We start from the raw sequence: 18,164 nt of genomic DNA, 5'->3' as shown, positions 1-18,164 counted from the left end.
GAAGCGGCCTGGCCGAGGGAAGAGCGGCTTCCGGCCGGCAGGCCGCTGCCCAGCCGAAGTGGAACTCCCATTTCTGAAGCGCTTTGCTCTACTTCAACCGCCTCAGGCGCCGCGGACGCGGCCCTGGAAACGCGGGGCGGCGCGACCGAGCGGCAGCTTGAGCTTGCCGATGACCTCGATGCGCTCCTCGGCCAGGCGGTCGGCGGCCCGGTAGGTCGGAATGCCGTCGCGCTCGGCGATCTCGAAGATGCGCGTGAGGTTGTGGTAGATCGTGCGCATCATGCGCATCGCACGCTCGCGGTTGTAGCCGTCGATCTCCAGCGACACGTTCATCACGCCGCCCGCGTTGACCGCGTAATCGGGCGCGTAGAGGATGCCGCGCTGCTCGACTTCGTCGCCGATCGCATTGTTGGCCAACTGGTTGTTCGCCGCGCCGCAGATGATCTTGGCCTTCAGGCGGGGCAGGGTCTTTTCGTTGACCGTGCCGCCGAGTGCGCATGGCGAATAGACATCGGCATCGACATCGTAGATCTCGTCCAGGCCCACGGCCTCGGCACCGTACTCGCTGACCGCGCGTTCGACCCGCTCCTTGTTGATGTCGGTGACGAAGATCTTCGCGCCGCGCTCCTTGAGCAGCTTCACGAACTCCAGGCCGACATGGCCCAGGCCCTGGACCGCATAGCTGTAGTTGCCGACTTCCTCGTTGCCGAACTTGCGGTTCAACGACGCCAGCAGGCCCTGCAGCGTGCCGTAGGCGGTGAACGGCGACGGGTCGCCCGAGCCGCCATGGACCTGGTGCACGCCGGTGACGTACTGGGTCTCGCGGTAGACGAACTCCATGTCGTTGACATCGATGCCGACGTCCTCGGCGGTGATGTAGCGGCCGCCGAGCGACTCGACGAACTGGCCGAATGCGCGGAACAGACCCTCGGACTTGTCGGTGGCCGGGTCGCCGATGATCACCGCCTTGCCGCCGCCGATGTTCAGGCCGGCGACCGCGTTCTTGTAGGTCATGCCGCGCGAAAGGCGCAGCACGTCATTGAGCGCGTCCTGCTCGGATTCGTACGGCCACATGCGCGTGCCGCCCAGCGCCGGGCCCAGCACCGTGTTGTGGATCGCGATGATCGCCTTCAGGCCGACGTCCTTGTTGTGGCAGAACACGATCTGCTCGTGACCGGTGGTGTCGAGGTGCTCGAAAATCATTCAATGCTCCGTCGCGGGCGATCGCCCGACGCATGGTTGGCTGGAGGCGGCATGGGGCCAGCAGGTGGGCCCGTACGTCCGTCTGCGGACGTCCGCGGACGCCGTCTGTCCGGGAACGCCGCATTTTACGCACCTCCTCCCCGGAAAGGGTCGCGCCCACCCGCGCGAGGCGGAAAACACCGCGGTATCAAGCGCTTGCGTCCGCGTCATCGGGTTGCCGCAGGTGTTGCAGTGCACCACGCGGCCGGCGTGTGGGCGCAGCGCTGGCGCGCCCGCCGACCGCGCACGGTCACAGCTGCGATTCGATCGGCAGCCAGCGCACCAGCGCTGCGATCGCGCGCTGTCGCCGGGTGGCGTCGGGCTCGCTGTCCAGGGCGGCTGGCGGGTCGCGCGCGCGGTCGAGCCAGCGCAGCCGGCCCTTGCTGTCGAGATAGACCCAATAGCTCATGTCCGGGTCGGCGAGGTGCAGGTACTCGTCGCGCAGCGCCGCGCCCAGGTCCGGGTCGTCGAACAGCACGCCCATTTCGGTGTTGAGATTGGCCGAGCGCGGGTCGAGGTTGAACGAGCCTACGAAGCCGCGATGGCCATCGATCAGCACCGCCTTGGTGTGCAGGCTCGCCCCGCTGCTGCCGAACAGGCTGCTGGCGGCCTTGGCGTCGGCCTGGCTGCGGGTCTCCAACAGATGCACGCCGCCTTCGAGCAACGGCTTGCGATAGCGCGCGTAGCCGCCGTGCACGGCCACGACGTCGTTGGCGGCCAGTGAGTTGGTGACCACCGACACATGGACGCCGCGGTCGGCCAGCGCGACCAGGCCCTCGGTACCAATCCCGCCGGGGACGAAGTACGGCGAGATCAACAACGCACTGCGCTTGGCTGCGCCGATCTGGCCGACCAGATGCTCGACCAGCCAGTTGCCGCGTTCATCGCCGCGCCACTTGATCGGCGGATCGGAGAGGATCCGGATGTCCTCGCTCCAGATTGGCGTCAGCTCCTGCGAGAAGTAACGGCGTACGCTGGGCGAGATGTCCATCGCATCGAGGAAACGGCGTGCCTCGGGGCTGCCGGCCTCGTCGCGGATCCGCGCAAGCACCGCGCGCAGCGTGTGCGGCGGCTTGCGATTGAGCGCAGCGATCGGCACCGCGGCCTCGCTGTTCCAGAAGTCGTCGAAGATCGCGCTGGCCTCGGCGACTGCGGGACCAAACACGGCGACGTCGAGGTCGTGGAAGTTGAATGCTTCGGCGGCGCTGAAGTACTCCACGCCGATGTTGCGCCCGCCGACCACCGCCAGTCGCCCGTCGGCGATCCACGCCTTGTTGTGCATGCGATGGTTCACACCCCAGGCGCGCTGGATCATTTCCAGCACCCGCAGCGGCCCGCTCCGATTGCGGAACGGGTTGTACACGCGCAGCTCGATGCGCGGATGGGCGTCCATCGCCAGCAGCGTGGCGTCCATGTCGCCCACACCCACATCGTCGAGCAGGATCCGGACCCGGACGCCGCGCTCGGCCGCTTCCCAGGCCTCGTTGGCGAGCATGCGGCCGGTCAGGTCGTCGTGCCAAATGTAGTACTGCAGGTCGAGGCTGCGTCCGGCCTGGCGTGCAGAGATCGCACGCGCGGCGTAGGCATCGATGCCGTCGGGCAGCATGATCGCGCCGGTCTGGCCCGGGTGGCGGGCGAGCAGCGGCGTCAGTTCGCGGTCCAGTGCGGTCGCATCCTCCGACAGCGGCAGCGTCGTGCTCGGCACCCCGGTCGCTGGCGGCATCAGCCGGTCGGCGACGAACACACTGCTGACCGCCATGACCAGCAGCGTGAACACACCCCAGGCGAGGATTCTCTTGACGCGCTTCTTCATCGAGGGATGGCGGCGGGAAGGCCGGCTAGGATCGCAGAAGTCGCGTCGCTGCCGCGCCATGGCCGTCCTGCGCGGCCGATCGCGGCCGCAGGTCACGCCCTGCACGGGCGCCACGGTATCCTGACGTCCCGATTCGGAACCGACGGCCTTCGCCGCCCATGACCCCACCTGTGAAACGCCGCTGGCGCGGCCTCGGCCTGCTGTTCGTGCTCTCGGCGCTGCTGGCCGGTGCCGGCGCCTATCTGCTCTACGACCGCTACACCGGCTTTGCCGACACCCCGCTGTCTGGCATCGAGGACGGTCGCACGTTCACCGTCGAGCGCGGCGATTCGTTCCAGCGCGTGCTCGCGCGGCTGCGCGAGACCGGCGTGGTTGAAGGGCATGCGCTGGAATGGCGCATGCTCGCGCGCCAGCTCGGCGCCGACGCCAAGATCCAAGTCGGCGAGTATCCGCTCGACGCCAAGACGACCCCGCGCACGCTGCTGCTGCGGATGCGCGACGGCAAGGTCATCCACCACCGTTTCACGATCGTCGAAGGCTGGAACATGCGCGAACTGCGCGCTGCCCTCGCGCGCGCCGAACTGCTGGCGCAGCGTGTGCCCGAGCTCGACGACGCGCGCCTGATGGCCGAACTCGGCCTAGAAGGCGTGCATCCCGAAGGCCGCTTCCTGCCCGAGACCTATCTCTACACCCGCGGGGACACCGACCTGGACGTGCTGGCGCGGGCCAATGCCGCGCTCGAGGCTGCGCTCGACCGCGCCTGGGAGACGCGCGACCCGGGCCTGGCGCTCGAGGACCGCGAGCAGGCGCTGGTGCTGGCTTCGATCATCGAAAAAGAGACCGGCGTGCCCGAAGAGCGCCCGCAGATCTCCGGCGTCTTCAACCGCCGGCTGCAACTGGGCATGCGCCTGCAGACCGATCCCACGGTGATCTACGGCATGGGCACCGCATACACCGGCAATATCCGGCGCCGCGATCTGCAGACCGATACGCCCTACAACACCTACACCCGCGACGGCCTGCCGCCCACGCCGATCGCGATGCCCGGCCAGGCCGCGATCGAGGCGGCCACGCACCCGGCGCCGGGCGACACGCTGTACTTTGTCGCGGTCGGCGATGGCAGTGGCCGCCATGTGTTCTCGCGCAGCTACGCCGAGCACAACGCCGCGGTCCGCGAGTACGTGCGGCGCTATCGGGCGCGCTTCGGTGGCGGCGATGCGAGCGCCGGCAGCGCCGCCCAGGCCGCCGCCGGCGACGAGACCCTGCCGCCGAACGAGGCGGAGGTTGAAGCCGCGACCAGCGAGGAGGTGCGGCCGTGAGCGGGCTGCGGTCGTATCCGCGTTTTGTCACGATCGAAGGCGGCGAAGGCGCGGGCAAGACCACGGTGTTGCGCGCGCTGTGCGCAGCGTTGCAGGCCGACGGCAGCGAGGTCGTGTGTACGCGCGAACCCGGCGGGACGCCGCTGGCCGAGATGATCCGTGGCCTGCTGCTCGATCCGGGGCACGAGCCCGCACGCCCGGACACCGAACTGCTGCTGGTGTTCGCCGCGCGCGCCCAACACGTGGCCGAGACCATCGTGCCGGCGCTCGAGCGCGGCGCCTGGGTGATCAGCGATCGGTTCACCGATTCGAGCTACGCCTACCAGGGCGGCGGGCGCGGATTGGAGGTTGCGCGGATCGCCGCGCTCGAGCGCGACTATGTCGGTATCGAGCCGGCCCTGACCCTGCTGCTCGACCTGGGCGTGGCACAGGGCCGCGCGCGTGCGCGCAGTCGCGACCCGAGTCCGGACCGCATCGAGTCCGAGCAGGACGCGTTCTTCGAGCGGGTACGCGCGACGTTCCTGCACCGCGCGCAAACGCATCCGGCGCGGTTCCGGGTGATCGATGCCGCCCGGCCGGCCGATGCGGTCGCCGCCGACGCCGTGCACGCGCTCCAGGTCCTGCAGGTGTCGGCATGAGCGCCGGCGTGGCCGACTTCGCCCCCTGGCAGCAGCGCATCTATGCGCACACCCGCGCCACGCTCGATGCGCAGCGGCTGGGCCATGCGCTGCTGTTCTGCGGGCCTGCGCTGCTGGGCAAGCGCGCGGTCGCCGACGCGCTGGCCGCGCATGTGCTCGGGGCCGACCGCGAGCCGCGCGTCGCGCAGTTGCTGGCCGCGGGCAGCCATCCCGATTTCCATCCAGTGTCGTTCGTGCCGACCAAGGACGGCACCAAGCTGCGCACCGAGATCGTCATCGAACAGATCCGGGGCCTGTCGGACAAGTTGTCGCTGACGCCGCAGTACGGGCAGGCGCAGGTCGCGATCGTCGATCCGGCCGACGCGATCAATCACGCGGCCTGCAACGCGCTGCTCAAGACCCTCGAGGAGCCGCAGCCCGGTCGTCACCTGTGGTTGGTCGCGGCCAACCCGGCGCGGTTGCCGGCGACAATCCGCAGCCGTTGCCAGCGCATCGAGTTCCGCCTGCCGCCGCGCGACGAGGCGCTGGCGTGGTTGGCGGGCAAGGGCTACGCGCAGGACGACGTGGTCGAGGCGCTCGATGCGGCGAAGGGACACCCGGGCCTGGCGGCCGACTGGCTCGCTGGCGGTGGCATGCAGTTGCGCCGCGAGGTCCATCGCGATCTGGCCGGGCTGGCCAAGGGCGAGCTGCCGGCCGTTGCGACCGCGCAGCGCTGGGCCGGCGACGAGCAGGCCGTGGACCGGCTGCGCCATGCGGCCGATCTTGCGCTTGCGCGCGCGGCCGCCTTGACCGACCCGACGGGAATCGCGAAGCTCGCGGCGTGGTTCGACGCGGCCAACCGCACGCGCGATCTGCTCAGGACCACCGTCCGCGCGGACCTGGCGATCGCCGAACTGCTCCAGGGATGGCGCAGCGCCGCTGGCCGTCCATGACCACAACCGGGGAATCGAATCGATGAGCGCCACCGGAGCCGCCGCGCGCCAGGGCATCCTGTCGCTGACCATCAAGGACAAGGCGGCGCTGTACAACGCCTACATGTCCTATCTCAAGCAGGGCGGGGTCTTCGTGCCCACGACCAAGCGCTACTTCATCGGCGATGAGGTCTTCCTGCTGCTGACGCTGCCCGAGTCGAGCGAACGCCTGCCCACCGCAGGCAAGGTGGTGTGGGTCACGCCGGCTGGCGCCCAGGGCAACCGCGCGGCCGGGGTCGGCGTCCAGTTCGCCGACACCCCCGAGGGCGAAGCGCTCAAAGGGCGGATCGAGACCTTGCTGGCCGGCGTGCTGACGTCGGAGAAGCCGACCCACACGATGTAGTGCGACGGCGCTGGGCGTGCGGCGTGGCCGCCTTCAGCGCGCGTCGGCGACCAGCGCGCGCAGGGCGGGGTGGCGGATCTGCATGACATCGAACAGACCGGCGGCGCGCAGATAGACCGCGCGGCGCAGCAGCTCGTCCTCATAACGGCGCCGCAGCGCTTCGTCGTCGTCCTCGTCGATCGCCAGGCGCGCGAGTTCGACGAACTGCTCGACCCAAGACAGCGCCGCGTAGGCATCTGCGGCAGTGACGTTGGCGCTGTCGACAAGCTCAGGTCGCGGATGAAGGGAGGTCATCACGTTGAATCCTTGACTGTACCGGCTGGACGGTATCGTCTAGACTTGTGGGCTCGTCGTCAAGCCCGGCAGCCATGACCCGAAAACCCCGCAGCGATGCCCGCGCCCGCATTCTCGACGCGGCCCTGGCTGTGTCCCAACAGGTGGGCGCGGCCCATCTCACGCTCGATGCCGTGGCGGCCGAAGCGGGCGTCAGCAAGGGCGGCCTGCTGTACCACTTCGCCAGCAAGGACGCGCTGTTGCGCGCGATGGTCGAGCATCACCTCGACGAGCACCGCACGACGCTCAAGGCGGCGATCGCGGAGCAACCGGCCACGCCTGGTGGCTACCTGCAGGCACTGGTGCAGGCGCATCGCGCAGAACGCAAGGAAGGCTTGCACGAGCCTCATGCCACCCGCTCGTTCATTGCCGCGGCGGTCAACACGCCCGAGCTCATGGAGGAGCCGCGGCGGTTCTCGGGCGAACAGATCGATCAGCTGCGGCGGCTCGGACCGCGGTTTCCCGAGGCCATGATGGTCATGCTCGCCTTCGACGGGCTGTTTTTCGGCGAGACCTTCGAGATGCTCGCCTTGACGCCGTCCGAGCGCGAAGCGGTCGTGCAGGCGATCGCCGATCGCGCCGCAGCGATCGCGGCAGCCGCCGACGGCGCGTGACGCCGACCAGGCGCTCGGCCCGGTCTCGATCGGTCCGGCAGGCTCAGCCGGCGCGTAGCGCCGCGGCGTCCCAGCCCGGTCGCGGCGCGAAGCGGTCGCCGTGGCGCGCCTGCAGCGTCCGCAGGCGTTCGAGCACCGCATCGACCCCAGTCTCGCGGATGTACTGGATCGGGCCACCGCGGAACGGGGCGAAGCCGGTGCCGAAGATCACGCCGGCATCGAGCAGGTCGGCATCGGCGACGACGCCGTCGTGCAGCGCGGCGACTGCCTCGTTGAGCAGCGGCAGCACCAACCGGTCCTGCAGATCCTCGGGCGCGCGATAGTCCTTCGGCAGGTCGGGCTTCTTCGGCTTGCCGTCTTCCCACGTGTACAGGCCCTGGCCGTCCTTCTTGCCGCGCTTGCCGGCCTCGGGCGGCGTCGCCAGCGAAGCGGGAATCTGCAGGCCGAGGAACGGCGCCAGTTCCTGTCCCACGCCCGAGGCGATGTCCAGGCCGACGGTGTCGATGAGCTCGATCGGCCCCATCGGCATACCGAACGCCACCGCTGCGCGGTCGATTGCCGCCCCCGGGATGCCTTCGGCGTACGCGGTCGCGGCCTCGAGCATGTACGGAAACAGCAGCCGGTTGACCAGGAAGCCCGGCGTGCCGGCGACCGGCACCGGCAACTTGTCGATCGCCTTGCAGAACGCCGCCAGCCGCTGGATCGTCGCTTCGGCGACGCCGTCGTGGTGGACGATCTCCACCAGCGGCATCGACGCCACCGGGTTGAAGTAGTGCAGGCCGGCGAACTGCGCCGGGCGTTGCACGTGGGCGCGCAGCTCGTCGAGCGGGATCGACGAGGTGTTGGTGGTCAGCAGCGCATCGGGGCCGAGCTTGGGTTCGACCGTCGCGTACAAGGCGCGCTTGGCCTCGGCGTTCTCGATGATCGCCTCGATGACCAGGTCGGCCTCGGCGATCCCGTCACCGGCCAGATCCGAGCGCAGCCGGGCGGCGACTTCGGGACGCTTGGCTTCGTCGCGGACCTTCTTCTCGAACAGCTTGGCCGCGCGTGCCTGCGCCTTGTCGATGAATCCCTGCTCGCGGTCCTGCAGCGTGACCTCCAGGCCCTTGTAGGCCGACCACGCGGCGATGTCTCCGCCCATCACGCCGGCGCCGACCACGTGCACGCGGCGGATCGGGGCCTGCTGCGCGCCGGCCTTGCCGCCCAGGCCCTTGAGCCGTTCCATCAGGAAGAACACGCGCGTGAGGTTGCGCGCCGTCGAGGTGCCGGCGAGCTTGACCACCGAGCGGCGTTCGGCCGAGAGCAGGGCGCGGGTATCGCCGGACGCGCGCTTCCAGGTCTCGACCAGCGCGTAGGGAGCGGGGTAGTGCGCCTTCCTTGCCTTGCGTGCGACCTGCTTGAGCAGCACCGGGGCCAGCGCCTGGCGCACCGGCCACAGATTGGTCAGCCGCGCCAGCGCGCGCTGCTTGAGCGGCCGCGTGGTGCCCTTGAGCGCGAGCGCCGCGGCTGCATCCACCAGCAGCGCCGGCTCGACGACCTTGTCGACCAGGCCGATCCCGCGCGCGGCCTTGGCCGACAACGCGCGTCCGGTGAGCATCATGTCGAACGCGGCCGGTGCACCGACCAGCCGCGGCAGGCGTACGCTGCCTCCCCAGCCGGGATAGATCCCGAGTTTGACCTCGGGCAGGCCGATCTTGGTCGAGGGATCGTTGCTGGCGACGCGATAGTCGCAGGCCAGCGCGATCTCGGTGCCGCCGCCCATGCAAAAGCCGTGGATCGCGGCGACGGTCGGGCAGGGCAGCTCGGCCAGGCGCTGGAACGTGGACTGGCCGCGGCGGATCGAGTCGCCGATCGTGCCCTTGGCATCGAATGCCTGGAATTCGCGGATGTCGGCCCCTGCGATGAAGCCCTTGGCCTTGGCCGAGCGGATCACCAGGGCCTTGGGCGGGTCGAGCGCCAGGCGTTCGAGCAGCGTGTCCAACTCGATGAGCACATCCTGGGCGAAGGTGTTGACCGACTCGCCTGCGCGGTCGAACGCGAGCACCAGGACACCGTCATCGCGCGATTGCGCTTGCCAGTGGCTGAAGCGAAGCCCGTCGAGGCCTGCAAGCATACGGCACCATTCTTTAGAGTACGGAGGTGGGTCCTATGATCCCGAGGTCGCTTCCGTGCCGTCAAATCGTGCGGCCGGCTTGCGGAACGTCGGTCGTGGCCCCAGGACATGCATTCTTTGGTGCGGCGACGATGCCATACCCGTCGTGACGGAACTTTTCGCGCGACCGCCTGTCTCATTGCCCGTGCCAGGCCGGGCCCCGAAGGAGGTCCGGCTGATGGCCGAACAACGCGACAGCCCGGAGTACGGAAATCTGGACGAGGAACTGGTCAAGCGGGTACAGCGCGGCGACACCGCGGCGTTCGACCTGTTGGTGCGCAAGTACCAGCACCGCATCGCCGCGCTGATCGGGCGCTACGTGGCCGACTGGAGCGAATGCCAGGACGTCGCCCAGGAGACCTTCATCCGCGCCTACCGCGCGATCGCCAGCTTCCGTGGCGATGCGCAGTTCTACACCTGGCTGCACCGCATCGCCGTCAACACCGCCAAGAACCATCTGGTCGCGCACAACCGGCGGCCGCCGACCGACGATGTGGACGTCGATGACGCCGAGCATTTCGATTCGGCGATCCGTCTGCGCGACGGCGATACGCCGGAACGTGAACTGATGCGTCAGCAACTGGAACAAACGGTGGTGCGCGCGGTCGAAGCCTTGCCCGAGGAACTGCGCGTCGCGATCAACCTGCGTGAGGTCGATGGCCTGAGCTACGAAGAGATCGCCGAACGCATGGGGTGCCCGATCGGCACGGTGCGTTCGCGGATCTTCCGGGCGCGCGATGCGATCGATCGCGAACTCAGGCCCCTGATGGACAACGAGAGACAAGTGGAGCGCGTGACCCGATGAGCCCTTCCGACGACATCGATGCCCTGCAGCTCGGTCCCGATCCGGACAAGCTCGAGCTGTACCACCGCCAGCAGTTGTCGGCGATGCTCGACGACGCGCTGCCCCAGGACCAGGCGCGCTTCCTGCGCCGCCGGCTGCAGCATGACGCCGAACTGTCGGCGTGCTTCGAGCGCTGGCAGGTCTGTGGCGACGTGCTGCGCGGTCGCCACGTCTCGCTGCTGCCGCCCGATTTCGCCGATCGCGTCGCCCGTGGCATTGCCAACGACGGCGTCACCGTCGCGCCGGCCTCGGCCGGGCGCCGTCCGCGCCTGCTGCGCTGGGGCGGGGGCGGCGCGGCGCTGGCGGCCTCGGTCGCGCTGGCCGCCTTGTTCGTCGGCCGCCCGGGTGGCGTGCCGGGCGCGGAAGACAAGGCCGCACTGCCGGCCGCGCAGGTCGCCGCGACCAGCGAGCCGCTGGCCACCGATGCCGCGGCCGATGCGTCGGCGTTTGCGCATGAACCCGCAGCGCCGGTCCAGGCGGCTGCGGCCGCAGGTGCGGCGGCGATCGCGATCGCCGAAGTCCCCCGGCGCAGCCGCGGCGACCGCGCGGTCGCGCCCCCGGCGGCGCGCCGCACGCGCGATGCGGCACCGGTACAGGTGGCCGCTGCGGCAACGCCTCTGGAGGTCGCCCCCGATGCCCTGGCCCCAGCGCCGGCCGCCGCGTCGCAGGTCGAGGCCGCATTCGCGGCCGCCGCGACCAACGCCGGGCTGCCGGCTGCGCCCTCGGTCGCGCGGCCCTGGCCGAAGGCGAGCGACCTGGCGCCGGATGCCCGCTTCTCGGTGCGCTACGGCGGCGGCTTCGATGCGCCCTCCTGGGCACGCAGCGACGCGCCGGCCAGCGACGTGCTGCCGAGTTTCCCGGTCGAGCCCGGCGACGCACGCCAGGTCCCCGATCAGGCGTCCGCCGCGCAGCCCTGAGCATCGCGCCGCAGCCGTTCCGGCACGTCGCCGCCCAGCGGCGACAGATCCCCCTGTCTTGAACTTCCGGACTCCCCCATGACCTCGATGAAGAAATCCTTGCTGGCCGTGTCCCTGGTCGCGGTGCTGTCGGCGGCGACCACGGCGCTGGTGCTGCCCAATGCGACCGCGCAGTCGAGCGCCGCCCCGTCGGCGGCCGATACCGCCAACACCGTCTCCGCCACGCCCCAGGCGCCGCTGGTCAGCGGGCTGCCGGACTTCACCCGGCTGGTCGAGCGCGTCGGTCCGGCCGTAGTCAGCATCGAATCGACCGCCGGCACCCGCCAGACGCGCGGGCAGCAGATGCCCGACGACGCGCAGATCCCGGAAATCTTCCGACGTTTCTTCGGTCCTGGTTTCGACTTTCCGGGCGGGCCGGGTGGCCCCGGGCAGAGCGTGCCGCGTGCCTCGATGGGCACAGGATTTCTGATCTCGTCCGACGGCTATCTGCTGACCAACCATCACGTCATCGAGGGCGCCGACGAGGTCAAGGTGCGGCTGTCGGACCGGCGCGAGTTCCAGGCCGAAGTCGTCGGTAGCGATCCCGAATCCGACGTCGCCGTGCTCAAGATCAATGCCAGCGGTCTGCCGATGCTGCGCATGGGCAACGCCGCAGCGGTCAAGCCCGGGCAGTGGGCGGTCGCGATCGGCTCGCCGTTCGGCTTCGAGCAGTCGGTGACGGCCGGCATCGTCAGTGCCGTGCAGCGCTCCAATCCCTACGCCAACCAGCAGTACGTGCCCTTCATCCAGACCGACGTGCCGATCAATCGCGGCAATTCGGGCGGCCCGCTGCTCAACGTCGCCGGAGAGGTGATCGGGATCAATTCGCAGATCTTCAGCAACTCCGGCGGCTACATGGGCGTGAGCTTCGCGATCCCGATCGACGTGGCCTCCAACGTCGCCGACCAGATCAAGCGGACCGGCAGCGTGCAGCGCGGGCAGCTCGGCGTGCAGATCGGGCTGGTCGGCGCTGACGAGGTCGCCGGCTTCAAGCTGCCCGATGCGCGCGGCGCGCTGGTGACCGTGGTCGCGCCGGGCAGTCCGGCCGAGAAGGCCGGGCTGGAGCCGGGCGACGTGATCCGCGCCGTCGACGGCACGCCGATCAACACCTTCAGCGACTTGCCGCCGCTGGTCGGCAGCAAGGCGCCTGGGACCCGGGTCAAGCTCGACGTGTTCCGTGACGGCCGCAGCCGCAATTTCGACGTGACGCTGATGCAGCTCGACGGCCAAGCGTCGGCCGGCGCGCCGCGCACCGCGCCCGAGCGCGGGACCACGCCGTCGACGCAGGGCAATCCGCTCGAACTGGCCGGTCGCGACCTCGATGCCGCGCAGCGCCGGCAGTACGGGCTATCGAACGATGAAGGCGTGCTGGTGACCGGCGTCGGCCGTGGTGCCGCGGCGACCGCGGGCATCGCCGCGGGCGATGTGATCCTGCGCGTGGGCCGGACCCCGGTCGCCAGTGCGGCCGCGCTGGACCGTGCGCTGCGCGACGTCAAGCCGGGCGATACGGTGATGCTGCTGGTGCGCGGCCGCGGTGGCGCGACCCAGTACCGCGCAGTTTCGGTGCCCGACGCGCCTTGAGCGCAGGCGCCCGCGCTGCGTTCATGCAAGGCCCGCGGCCGACGCCGCGGGCCTTCGCGTCTCCGGGCGCCCAGGCGTCGCGCTGGCAGGAGGCACGGCGAGCGCGGCGGGGCGGCGGCGCTATGCGATAATCGCCCGTTATCCCGACGACGGCCCGGCCGCCGCACATGACCCACGATCCCATGCGGAACATCCGCAACTTTTCCATCATCGCCCACGTCGACCACGGCAAGTCGACCCTGGCCGACCGCATCATCCAGCTCTGCGGCGGCCTCCAGGCGCGCGAGATGGAAGCGCAGGTGCTCGACTCGAACCCGATCGAGCGCGAGCGCGGCATCACGATCAAGGCGCAGTCGGTGTCGCTGCCGTACACCGCGCGCGATGGCCAGACCTACCATCTGAACTTCATCGACACGCCCGGACACGTCGACTTCAGCTACGAGGTCAGCCGTTCGCTGGCCGCTTGCGAAGGCGCCCTGCTGGTGGTCGACGCGGCCCAGGGCGTGGAGGCGCAGTCGGTCGCCAACTGCTATACCGCGGTCGAGCAGGGGCTCGAAGTGGTGCCGGTGCTCAACAAGATCGACCTGCCCACGGCGGACATCGAGCGGGCGAAGAGCGAGATCGAGGCGGTCATCGGCATCGATGCCGCCGATGCGGTCGCGGTCAGCGCCAAGACCGGCCTGAACGTCGAGGAGGTGCTCGAGGCGATCGTGCACCGGATCCCGCCGCCGAAGCCGCGCGACACCGACAAGCTGCAGGCGCTGATCATCGATTCGTGGTTCGACAACTACCTGGGCGTGGTTTCGCTGGTGCGCGTGATGCAGGGCGAGATCAAGCCCGGTGCGAAGCTGCTGGTGATGTCGACCGGGCGCAGCCACCAGGTCGACAACGTCGGCGTGTTCACGCCCAAGCGCAAGCCGTTGCCGCAACTGCGGGCCGGTGAGGTCGGCTGGATCACCGCATCGATCAAGGACGTGCACGGCGCGCCGGTCGGCGACACCCTGACCCTGGCCGGCGATCCGGCGCCCAGCCCGCTGCCCGGCTTCCAGGAGATGCAGCCGCGCGTGTTCGCGGGCCTGTTTCCGATCGATGCCGAGGATTATCCGGCGCTGCGCGAGGCACTCGAGAAGCTGCGCCTCAACGACGCCGCGCTGCGCTTCGAGCCCGAGAGTTCGGAGGCGATGGGCTTCGGCTTCCGCTGCGGATTCCTGGGCATGCTGCACATGGAGATCGTGCAGGAGCGGCTGGAGCGCGAGTACAACCTCGACCTGATCAGCACCGCGCCGACGGTGATCTACGAGGTGTTGCGCACGGACGGTGAGATCCTCAGCCTCGACAACCCGGCCAAGCTGCCGCCGGTCAACCAGATCGAGGAGATCCGCGAGCCGATCATCCGCGCCAACGTGCTGACCCCGCCCGATTATGTCGGCAACGTGATCACGCTGTGCGAGGAGAAGCGCGGCACGCAGATCGGTATCAGCTACCTGGGCAGCCAGGTGCAGATCAGCTACGAGCTGCCGATGGCGGAGGTCGTGCTCGACTTCTTCGACAAGCTCAAGTCGGTCAGCCGCGGCTATGCCTCGCTCGACTACCACTTCCTGCGGTTCCAGGCCGGTCCGTTCGTGCGCGTGGACACGCTGATCAACGGCGACAAGGTCGATGCGCTGTCGTTGATCGTCCATCGCCAGCACGCCGACCGCCGCGGGCGCGAGCTGACCGAGAAGATGAAGGACCTGATCCCGCGGCAGATGTTCGACGTGGCGATCCAGGCTGCGGTCGGCTCGCAGATCATCGCTCGGACCACGGTCAAGGCGATGCGCAAGAACGTGCTGGCCAAGTGCTACGGCGGCGACATCTCGCGCAAGAAGAAGCTGCTCGAGAAGCAGAAGGAAGGCAAGAAGCGCATGAAGCAGGTCGGCCGCGTCGAGATCCCGCAGGAAGCGTTCCTGGCGGTGCTCAGCAACAGTCGCGATTCGTGATCGCGTGTCGGTGAGCGGCGTGCGCAACGTGAACGCCCCGTTTTTCCGATCATCGATCGCCCATCAGGCACCACCGCTCCCGAGGAGCTCGCATGAAATGGTTTGAGACTGCATTGGTCCTCCTGACGCTGCTGACCGGCGTCATCTGGTTGCTCGACAAGCTGGTGCTGGCCAAACGGCGCGCGCGCCGCAGCGGGCTGATCGAGGAGAAGGAGCCGGTCGCGGTGGATTACGCCAAGGCCTTCTTCCCGGTCCTGTTCGTGGTGCTGATCCTGCGCAGTTTCGTCGCCGAACCCTTTCGCATCCCGTCGAGCTCGATGATGCCGACGCTGCTGATCGGCGACTTCATCCTGGTCAACAAGTTCAGTTACGGCATCCGGCTGCCGATCACCAACAAGAAGGTCATCGACATCGGCGAGCCGGCGCGTGGCGACGTGGTGGTGTTCCGTCCGCCGCAGCACCCCGACCAGGACTGGATCAAGCGGGTGATCGGCCTGCCGGGCGACACGGTCGAGTTCCGCGACAACCAGGTCTTCGTCAACGGCACCCCGTTCGGCTACCAGCGGCTGGGCACCTACGAGGGCGTGGGGCGCGGCGCGGAGATGACTGGTGCCTCGCTCTACGAAGAGACGATGCCCGGTCGCAGCCATGAGATCCTGCACATCGACGAGGCCGCGCCGTTCCACATGGGCGAGGGGCGCTACGAAGTCCCGCAGGGCCATTACTTCGTCATGGGCGACAACCGCGACCGCAGCGACGACGGCCGCTTCTGGGGTACGCTGCCCGAGACCCAACTGCGCGGCAAGGCGTTCCTGATCTGGATGAACGTCGATTCGCAGGCGCCGGGCTGGGTCGACTGGGGCCGGATCGGCAGCAGCATCCGCTGAGCCGGCGGACGCGACCTGAGGGGGACACCATGAAACGTACGCAACGCGGCATCACCTTGCTGGGCTTCGTCGTTGTGCTGGCGCTCGTCGGCTTCTTCGCCTACGTGGGCATGAAGCTGTTTCCGATGTACTCGGAGTACTACAGCGTCCGCTCCGCGCTCAAGGGCCTGGCCGCCGAGCCGGGCATCGCCAGCGCCGACACCGCGCGGATTCGCGAACTGTTCTTCCGTCGGCTGCAGATCAGCTACGCGGAGACCGTCAAGCCCCAGGACGTCACGATCACCCGCGTGCCCGAAGGCCTGCGCATGGACGTGAACTACGAGGCCCGCAAGGCATTGATCGGCAATCTCGACGTGGTCGGCCGCTTCCAGGCCACCCAGACGTTCGCAGGCGATGGCGGGCGCGGTTGACCGCCAGCAGGGCCGGTTCGCAGGGCATGTGTTCCGCGATCCGGGGTTGCTGGCGCAGGCGCTGACCCATCGCAGCGCCGGTGCGCCGCATAACGAGCGGCTCGAGTTCCTCGGCGACGCGGTGCTGGGTGCGCTGATCGCCGAGGCGCTGTTTGCGCGCTGCCCCAGTGCCGACGAAGGCACGCTGACGCGGGCACGGGCCGAACTGGTGCGCGAGTCCTCGCTCGCCGCGGTCGCGCGCGAACTCGATCTGGGATCGCGTCTGGTACTGGGCCCGGGCGAGATGAAGTCCGGTGGCCATCGTCGCGACTCGATCCTGTCCGACGCGCTCGAGGCGGTGATCGCGGCCGTCTACCTCGATGCCGGCCTGGACACCTGCCGCGCGGTGGTGCTGCCGCTGTTCGAGCGCGCGCTGGCCACCCTGGCCAGCGGCCGGATCGCCAAGGACGCCAAGACCCGGCTGCAGGAATGGCTGCAGGCGCGGCAGCGCGCGTTGCCGGTCTACGAACTGTTGGCCGAGACTGGCGAGGAGCACGCACGGACCTTCATCGTGCGCTGCGTGCTGGGCGATGCCGACATCGCCGCCGAGGGGCAGGGCAGTTCCCGCCGAGCGGCCGAACAGCAGGCCGCCGAGGGCGTGGTCGCGCTGCTCGACGCCCGCGCCTGAGCGCGGCGGCCCGCCGCCGCCGAGCGATGCGGGTTTTTCCGTAGAATGCCGGCATGACAGATCCCCATTCCGCGTCCCATCGCGCCGGCTTCGTTGCCGTCATCGGTCGACCCAATGTCGGCAAGTCCACCCTGGTCAACGCGCTCGTGGGCGCCAAGGTCAGCATCGTCTCCAACCGCCCCCAGACCACCCGGCACCGTCTGCTGGGCATCGCGACCCTGCCCGAAGGCCAGCTGTTGCTGGTCGACACCCCGGGCATCCATCGCGAGCAGAAGCGCGCGATGAACCGGGTCATGAATCGCGCCGCGCGCGGTGCGCTCGAAGGCGTGGATGTCGCCCTGCTGGTCGTGGTGGCCGGTCGCTGGGACGAGGAGGACACGCTGGCGTTCGATGCGCTGCGCGGTGCCGGCGTACCGGTGGTGCTGGTGGTCAACCAGATCGACCGGATGAAGGACAAGACCGCGTTGCTGCCGTACTTGCAGCAGGTCGCAGACGGACGCGAGTTCGCCGGCGTGGTGCCGCTGTCGGCGCTCAAGCGCAATGGCCTGCAGCAACTGGTGTCGACCGTGCTGCCGTTGCTGCCCGAGCAGCCGCCGCTGTATGGCGAGGACGAAATCACCGACAAGAGCCAGCGCTTCCTGGCCGGTGAACTCGTGCGCGAGCAACTGATGCGCCAGCTTGGTGCCGAACTGCCGTATGCCACGACGGTCGAGATCGAGAGCTTCACGGTCGACGGCGCGATGCTGCGCATCGGCGCGGTGATCTGGGTCGAGCGCGACGGCCAGAAGGCGATCGTCATTGGCAAGGGCGGCGCGCGGCTCAAGGACATCAGCACCAAGGCGCGCCTGCAGATGGAGCGGCTGTTCGACGCCAAGGTGTTCCTGGAGACCTGGGTGCGGGTGCGCCAGGGCTGGTCCGACGACGAGGCCGCGCTGAAGGCGCTGGGCTACGGCGAATGACCGAGGCTGTGGCCGTGCACGATCAGGACGAGGCGGCGCGGCTGCAAGGACGGTGTCTGTGCGGCGGGGTGGTGCTGAGTGTGCCTGCCGGGACGCGCGAGGTGCATGCCTGCCACTGTGGGGCCTGTCGCCGTTTCCATGGTAGCCCGGCGATGCTGCTGCCGGTCGCCACGTCGTTGCGGATCGAGGCCGGTGCGTCGCTGGTGCGCAGGTTCGCATCCTCCGACTGGGCCGAACGCGCGTTCTGTGCGACCTGTGGCAGCAGCCTATTCTTCGCGACCACCGACGACGGCCACCATTACATCGCCGCGGGGCTGTTCGATGCGATCCCCGATGCGCATTTCGCGCTCGAGATCTTCATCGACGCCAAGCCCGATTGGTACAGCCTGGCCGATCCGGACGAGCGGCTGACCGGCGAGGCGTTCTTCGCCCGCATCGGCGCGGGCTGAGCGCGGC

The 18,164-nt window shown here is 69.3% G+C and carries 18 protein-coding genes; 14 read left to right on the top strand and 4 right to left on the bottom strand.

Annotation, left to right across the window (positions count from 1 at the left end):
• Positions 1 to 102: 102 nt before the first annotated feature.
• Together ABE488_RS07655 and ABE488_RS07650 are read right to left on the bottom strand one after the other, a co-directional pair.
• Positions 103 to 1,203 (bottom strand): Glu/Leu/Phe/Val dehydrogenase, encoded by a 1,101-nt coding sequence (locus tag ABE488_RS07655; protein ID WP_183426350.1) that lies wholly within the window; start codon positions 1,201 to 1,203, stop codon positions 103 to 105.
• A 289-nt stretch (positions 1,204 to 1,492) separates the two neighbouring features.
• Positions 1,493 to 3,055 carry a phospholipase D family protein gene (locus tag ABE488_RS07650; protein ID WP_346447705.1) on the bottom strand — a complete coding sequence of 521 codons (1,563 nt, stop codon included), beginning with the start codon at positions 3,053 to 3,055 and terminating at the stop codon, positions 1,493 to 1,495.
• A gap of 158 nt (positions 3,056 to 3,213) precedes the next feature.
• Between ABE488_RS07650 and mltG the strand changes: the two genes are divergently transcribed.
• The 4 genes from mltG to ABE488_RS07630 are packed head-to-tail and all read left to right on the top strand — an operon-like array spanning position 3,214 to position 6,326.
• Positions 3,214 to 4,374 carry an endolytic transglycosylase MltG gene (gene mltG / locus ABE488_RS07645; RefSeq protein ID WP_346447704.1) on the top strand — a complete coding sequence of 387 codons (1,161 nt, stop codon included), beginning with the start codon at positions 3,214 to 3,216 and terminating at the stop codon, positions 4,372 to 4,374.
• Positions 4,371 to 5,012: a dTMP kinase gene (gene tmk / locus ABE488_RS07640; RefSeq protein WP_346444382.1), complete on the top strand. Its 642-nt coding sequence runs from the start codon at positions 4,371 to 4,373 to the stop codon at positions 5,010 to 5,012. Before mltG ends, tmk begins: the two co-directional genes overlap by 4 nt.
• Positions 5,009 to 5,944 (top strand): DNA polymerase III subunit delta', encoded by a 936-nt coding sequence (locus ABE488_RS07635; RefSeq protein WP_346447703.1) that lies wholly within the window; start codon positions 5,009 to 5,011, stop codon positions 5,942 to 5,944. The genes tmk and ABE488_RS07635 overlap by 4 nt, the downstream gene beginning before the upstream one ends.
• A gap of 22 nt (positions 5,945 to 5,966) precedes the next feature.
• Positions 5,967 to 6,326 carry a PilZ domain-containing protein gene (locus ABE488_RS07630; RefSeq protein WP_183426345.1) on the top strand — a complete coding sequence of 120 codons (360 nt, stop codon included), beginning with the start codon at positions 5,967 to 5,969 and terminating at the stop codon, positions 6,324 to 6,326.
• 33 nt (positions 6,327 to 6,359) lie between these two features.
• Here ABE488_RS07630 and ABE488_RS07625 read toward each other — a convergent pair whose 3' ends face one another.
• On the bottom strand, positions 6,360 to 6,620 hold the full coding sequence (locus tag ABE488_RS07625) for a hypothetical protein (protein WP_346447702.1): 261 nt from the start codon (positions 6,618 to 6,620) through the stop codon (positions 6,360 to 6,362).
• A 74-nt stretch (positions 6,621 to 6,694) separates the two neighbouring features.
• Here ABE488_RS07625 and ABE488_RS07620 point away from each other — a divergent pair, with 74 nt between their 5' ends.
• Positions 6,695 to 7,273, top strand: a complete 579-nt coding sequence (locus ABE488_RS07620; RefSeq protein ID WP_346444388.1) for a TetR/AcrR family transcriptional regulator — start codon at positions 6,695 to 6,697, stop codon at positions 7,271 to 7,273.
• Positions 7,274 to 7,316: 43 nt separating this feature from the next.
• Here ABE488_RS07620 and ABE488_RS07615 read toward each other — a convergent pair whose 3' ends face one another.
• On the bottom strand, positions 7,317 to 9,386 hold the full coding sequence (locus ABE488_RS07615; RefSeq protein ID WP_346447701.1) for a 3-hydroxyacyl-CoA dehydrogenase NAD-binding domain-containing protein: 2,070 nt from the start codon (positions 9,384 to 9,386) through the stop codon (positions 7,317 to 7,319).
• A gap of 217 nt (positions 9,387 to 9,603) precedes the next feature.
• Between ABE488_RS07615 and rpoE the strand changes: the two genes are divergently transcribed.
• From rpoE to ABE488_RS07570, 9 genes are all read left to right on the top strand, one after another.
• Complete coding sequence (rpoE, locus tag ABE488_RS07610) at positions 9,604 to 10,230, top strand: RNA polymerase sigma factor RpoE (RefSeq protein ID WP_346444391.1); 627 nt, start codon at positions 9,604 to 9,606, stop codon at positions 10,228 to 10,230.
• The gene (locus ABE488_RS07605) at positions 10,227 to 11,186 is read left to right on the top strand and encodes a sigma-E factor negative regulatory protein (RefSeq protein ID WP_346447700.1); all 960 of its coding nucleotides are present in this window, start codon (positions 10,227 to 10,229) and stop codon (positions 11,184 to 11,186) included. Before rpoE ends, ABE488_RS07605 begins: the two co-directional genes overlap by 4 nt.
• Positions 11,187 to 11,264: 78 nt before the next feature.
• Entirely contained in the window at positions 11,265 to 12,806 is a 1,542-nt protein-coding gene (locus ABE488_RS07600) for a Do family serine endopeptidase (RefSeq protein WP_346447699.1), read from the top strand.
• A 167-nt stretch (positions 12,807 to 12,973) separates the two neighbouring features.
• Complete coding sequence (gene lepA, locus ABE488_RS07595) at positions 12,974 to 14,785, top strand: translation elongation factor 4 (protein WP_346444396.1); 1,812 nt, start codon at positions 12,974 to 12,976, stop codon at positions 14,783 to 14,785.
• Positions 14,786 to 14,877: 92 nt separating this feature from the next.
• Positions 14,878 to 15,672: a signal peptidase I gene (gene lepB / locus ABE488_RS07590; protein ID WP_346444398.1), complete on the top strand. Its 795-nt coding sequence runs from the start codon at positions 14,878 to 14,880 to the stop codon at positions 15,670 to 15,672.
• Between the two features lie 29 nt (positions 15,673 to 15,701).
• Complete coding sequence (locus ABE488_RS07585) at positions 15,702 to 16,082, top strand: DUF4845 domain-containing protein (RefSeq protein ID WP_346444400.1); 381 nt, start codon at positions 15,702 to 15,704, stop codon at positions 16,080 to 16,082.
• A complete protein-coding gene (gene rnc / locus ABE488_RS07580) occupies positions 16,066 to 16,749 on the top strand; it encodes a ribonuclease III (protein WP_346447698.1) in 684 nt (227 codons plus the stop codon). The genes ABE488_RS07585 and rnc overlap by 17 nt, the downstream gene beginning before the upstream one ends.
• 53 nt (positions 16,750 to 16,802) lie before the next feature.
• Complete coding sequence (era, locus tag ABE488_RS07575) at positions 16,803 to 17,708, top strand: GTPase Era (protein WP_346447697.1); 906 nt, start codon at positions 16,803 to 16,805, stop codon at positions 17,706 to 17,708.
• Positions 17,705 to 18,157, top strand: a complete 453-nt coding sequence (locus tag ABE488_RS07570; protein WP_346447696.1) for a GFA family protein — start codon at positions 17,705 to 17,707, stop codon at positions 18,155 to 18,157. Before era ends, ABE488_RS07570 begins: the two co-directional genes overlap by 4 nt.
• Positions 18,158 to 18,164: the final 7 nt, after the last annotated feature.

It is taken from the genome of Luteimonas sp. TWI662, assembly GCF_039673825.1.
In the GTDB taxonomy this organism is placed as follows: domain Bacteria; phylum Pseudomonadota; class Gammaproteobacteria; order Xanthomonadales; family Xanthomonadaceae; genus Luteimonas.
Note: the sequence above shows the minus strand (reverse complement) of the source record. Positions and strands in the feature narration are given on the sequence as shown.

Coding starts and splice junctions, on each gene's coding strand:
- lepB (WP_346444398.1), top strand. CDS start 14,878: ATGAAATGGTTTGAGACTGCATTGGTCCTCCTGACGCTGCTGACCGGC.
- ABE488_RS07625 (WP_346447702.1), bottom strand. CDS start 6,620: ATGACCTCCCTTCATCCGCGACCTGAGCTTGTCGACAGCGCCAACGTC.
- mltG (WP_346447704.1), top strand. CDS start 3,214: ATGACCCCACCTGTGAAACGCCGCTGGCGCGGCCTCGGCCTGCTGTTC.
- ABE488_RS07655 (WP_183426350.1), bottom strand. CDS start 1,203: ATGATTTTCGAGCACCTCGACACCACCGGTCACGAGCAGATCGTGTTC.
- lepA (WP_346444396.1), top strand. CDS start 12,974: ATGACCCACGATCCCATGCGGAACATCCGCAACTTTTCCATCATCGCC.
- ABE488_RS07615 (WP_346447701.1), bottom strand. CDS start 9,386: ATGCTTGCAGGCCTCGACGGGCTTCGCTTCAGCCACTGGCAAGCGCAA.
- rpoE (WP_346444391.1), top strand. CDS start 9,604: ATGGCCGAACAACGCGACAGCCCGGAGTACGGAAATCTGGACGAGGAA.
- ABE488_RS07630 (WP_183426345.1), top strand. CDS start 5,967: ATGAGCGCCACCGGAGCCGCCGCGCGCCAGGGCATCCTGTCGCTGACC.
- ABE488_RS07620 (WP_346444388.1), top strand. CDS start 6,695: ATGACCCGAAAACCCCGCAGCGATGCCCGCGCCCGCATTCTCGACGCG.
- ABE488_RS07585 (WP_346444400.1), top strand. CDS start 15,702: ATGAAACGTACGCAACGCGGCATCACCTTGCTGGGCTTCGTCGTTGTG.
- ABE488_RS07605 (WP_346447700.1), top strand. CDS start 10,227: ATGAGCCCTTCCGACGACATCGATGCCCTGCAGCTCGGTCCCGATCCG.
- rnc (WP_346447698.1), top strand. CDS start 16,066: ATGGCGGGCGCGGTTGACCGCCAGCAGGGCCGGTTCGCAGGGCATGTG.
- era (WP_346447697.1), top strand. CDS start 16,803: ATGACAGATCCCCATTCCGCGTCCCATCGCGCCGGCTTCGTTGCCGTC.
- ABE488_RS07635 (WP_346447703.1), top strand. CDS start 5,009: ATGAGCGCCGGCGTGGCCGACTTCGCCCCCTGGCAGCAGCGCATCTAT.
- ABE488_RS07650 (WP_346447705.1), bottom strand. CDS start 3,055: ATGAAGAAGCGCGTCAAGAGAATCCTCGCCTGGGGTGTGTTCACGCTG.
- ABE488_RS07600 (WP_346447699.1), top strand. CDS start 11,265: ATGACCTCGATGAAGAAATCCTTGCTGGCCGTGTCCCTGGTCGCGGTG.
- ABE488_RS07570 (WP_346447696.1), top strand. CDS start 17,705: ATGACCGAGGCTGTGGCCGTGCACGATCAGGACGAGGCGGCGCGGCTG.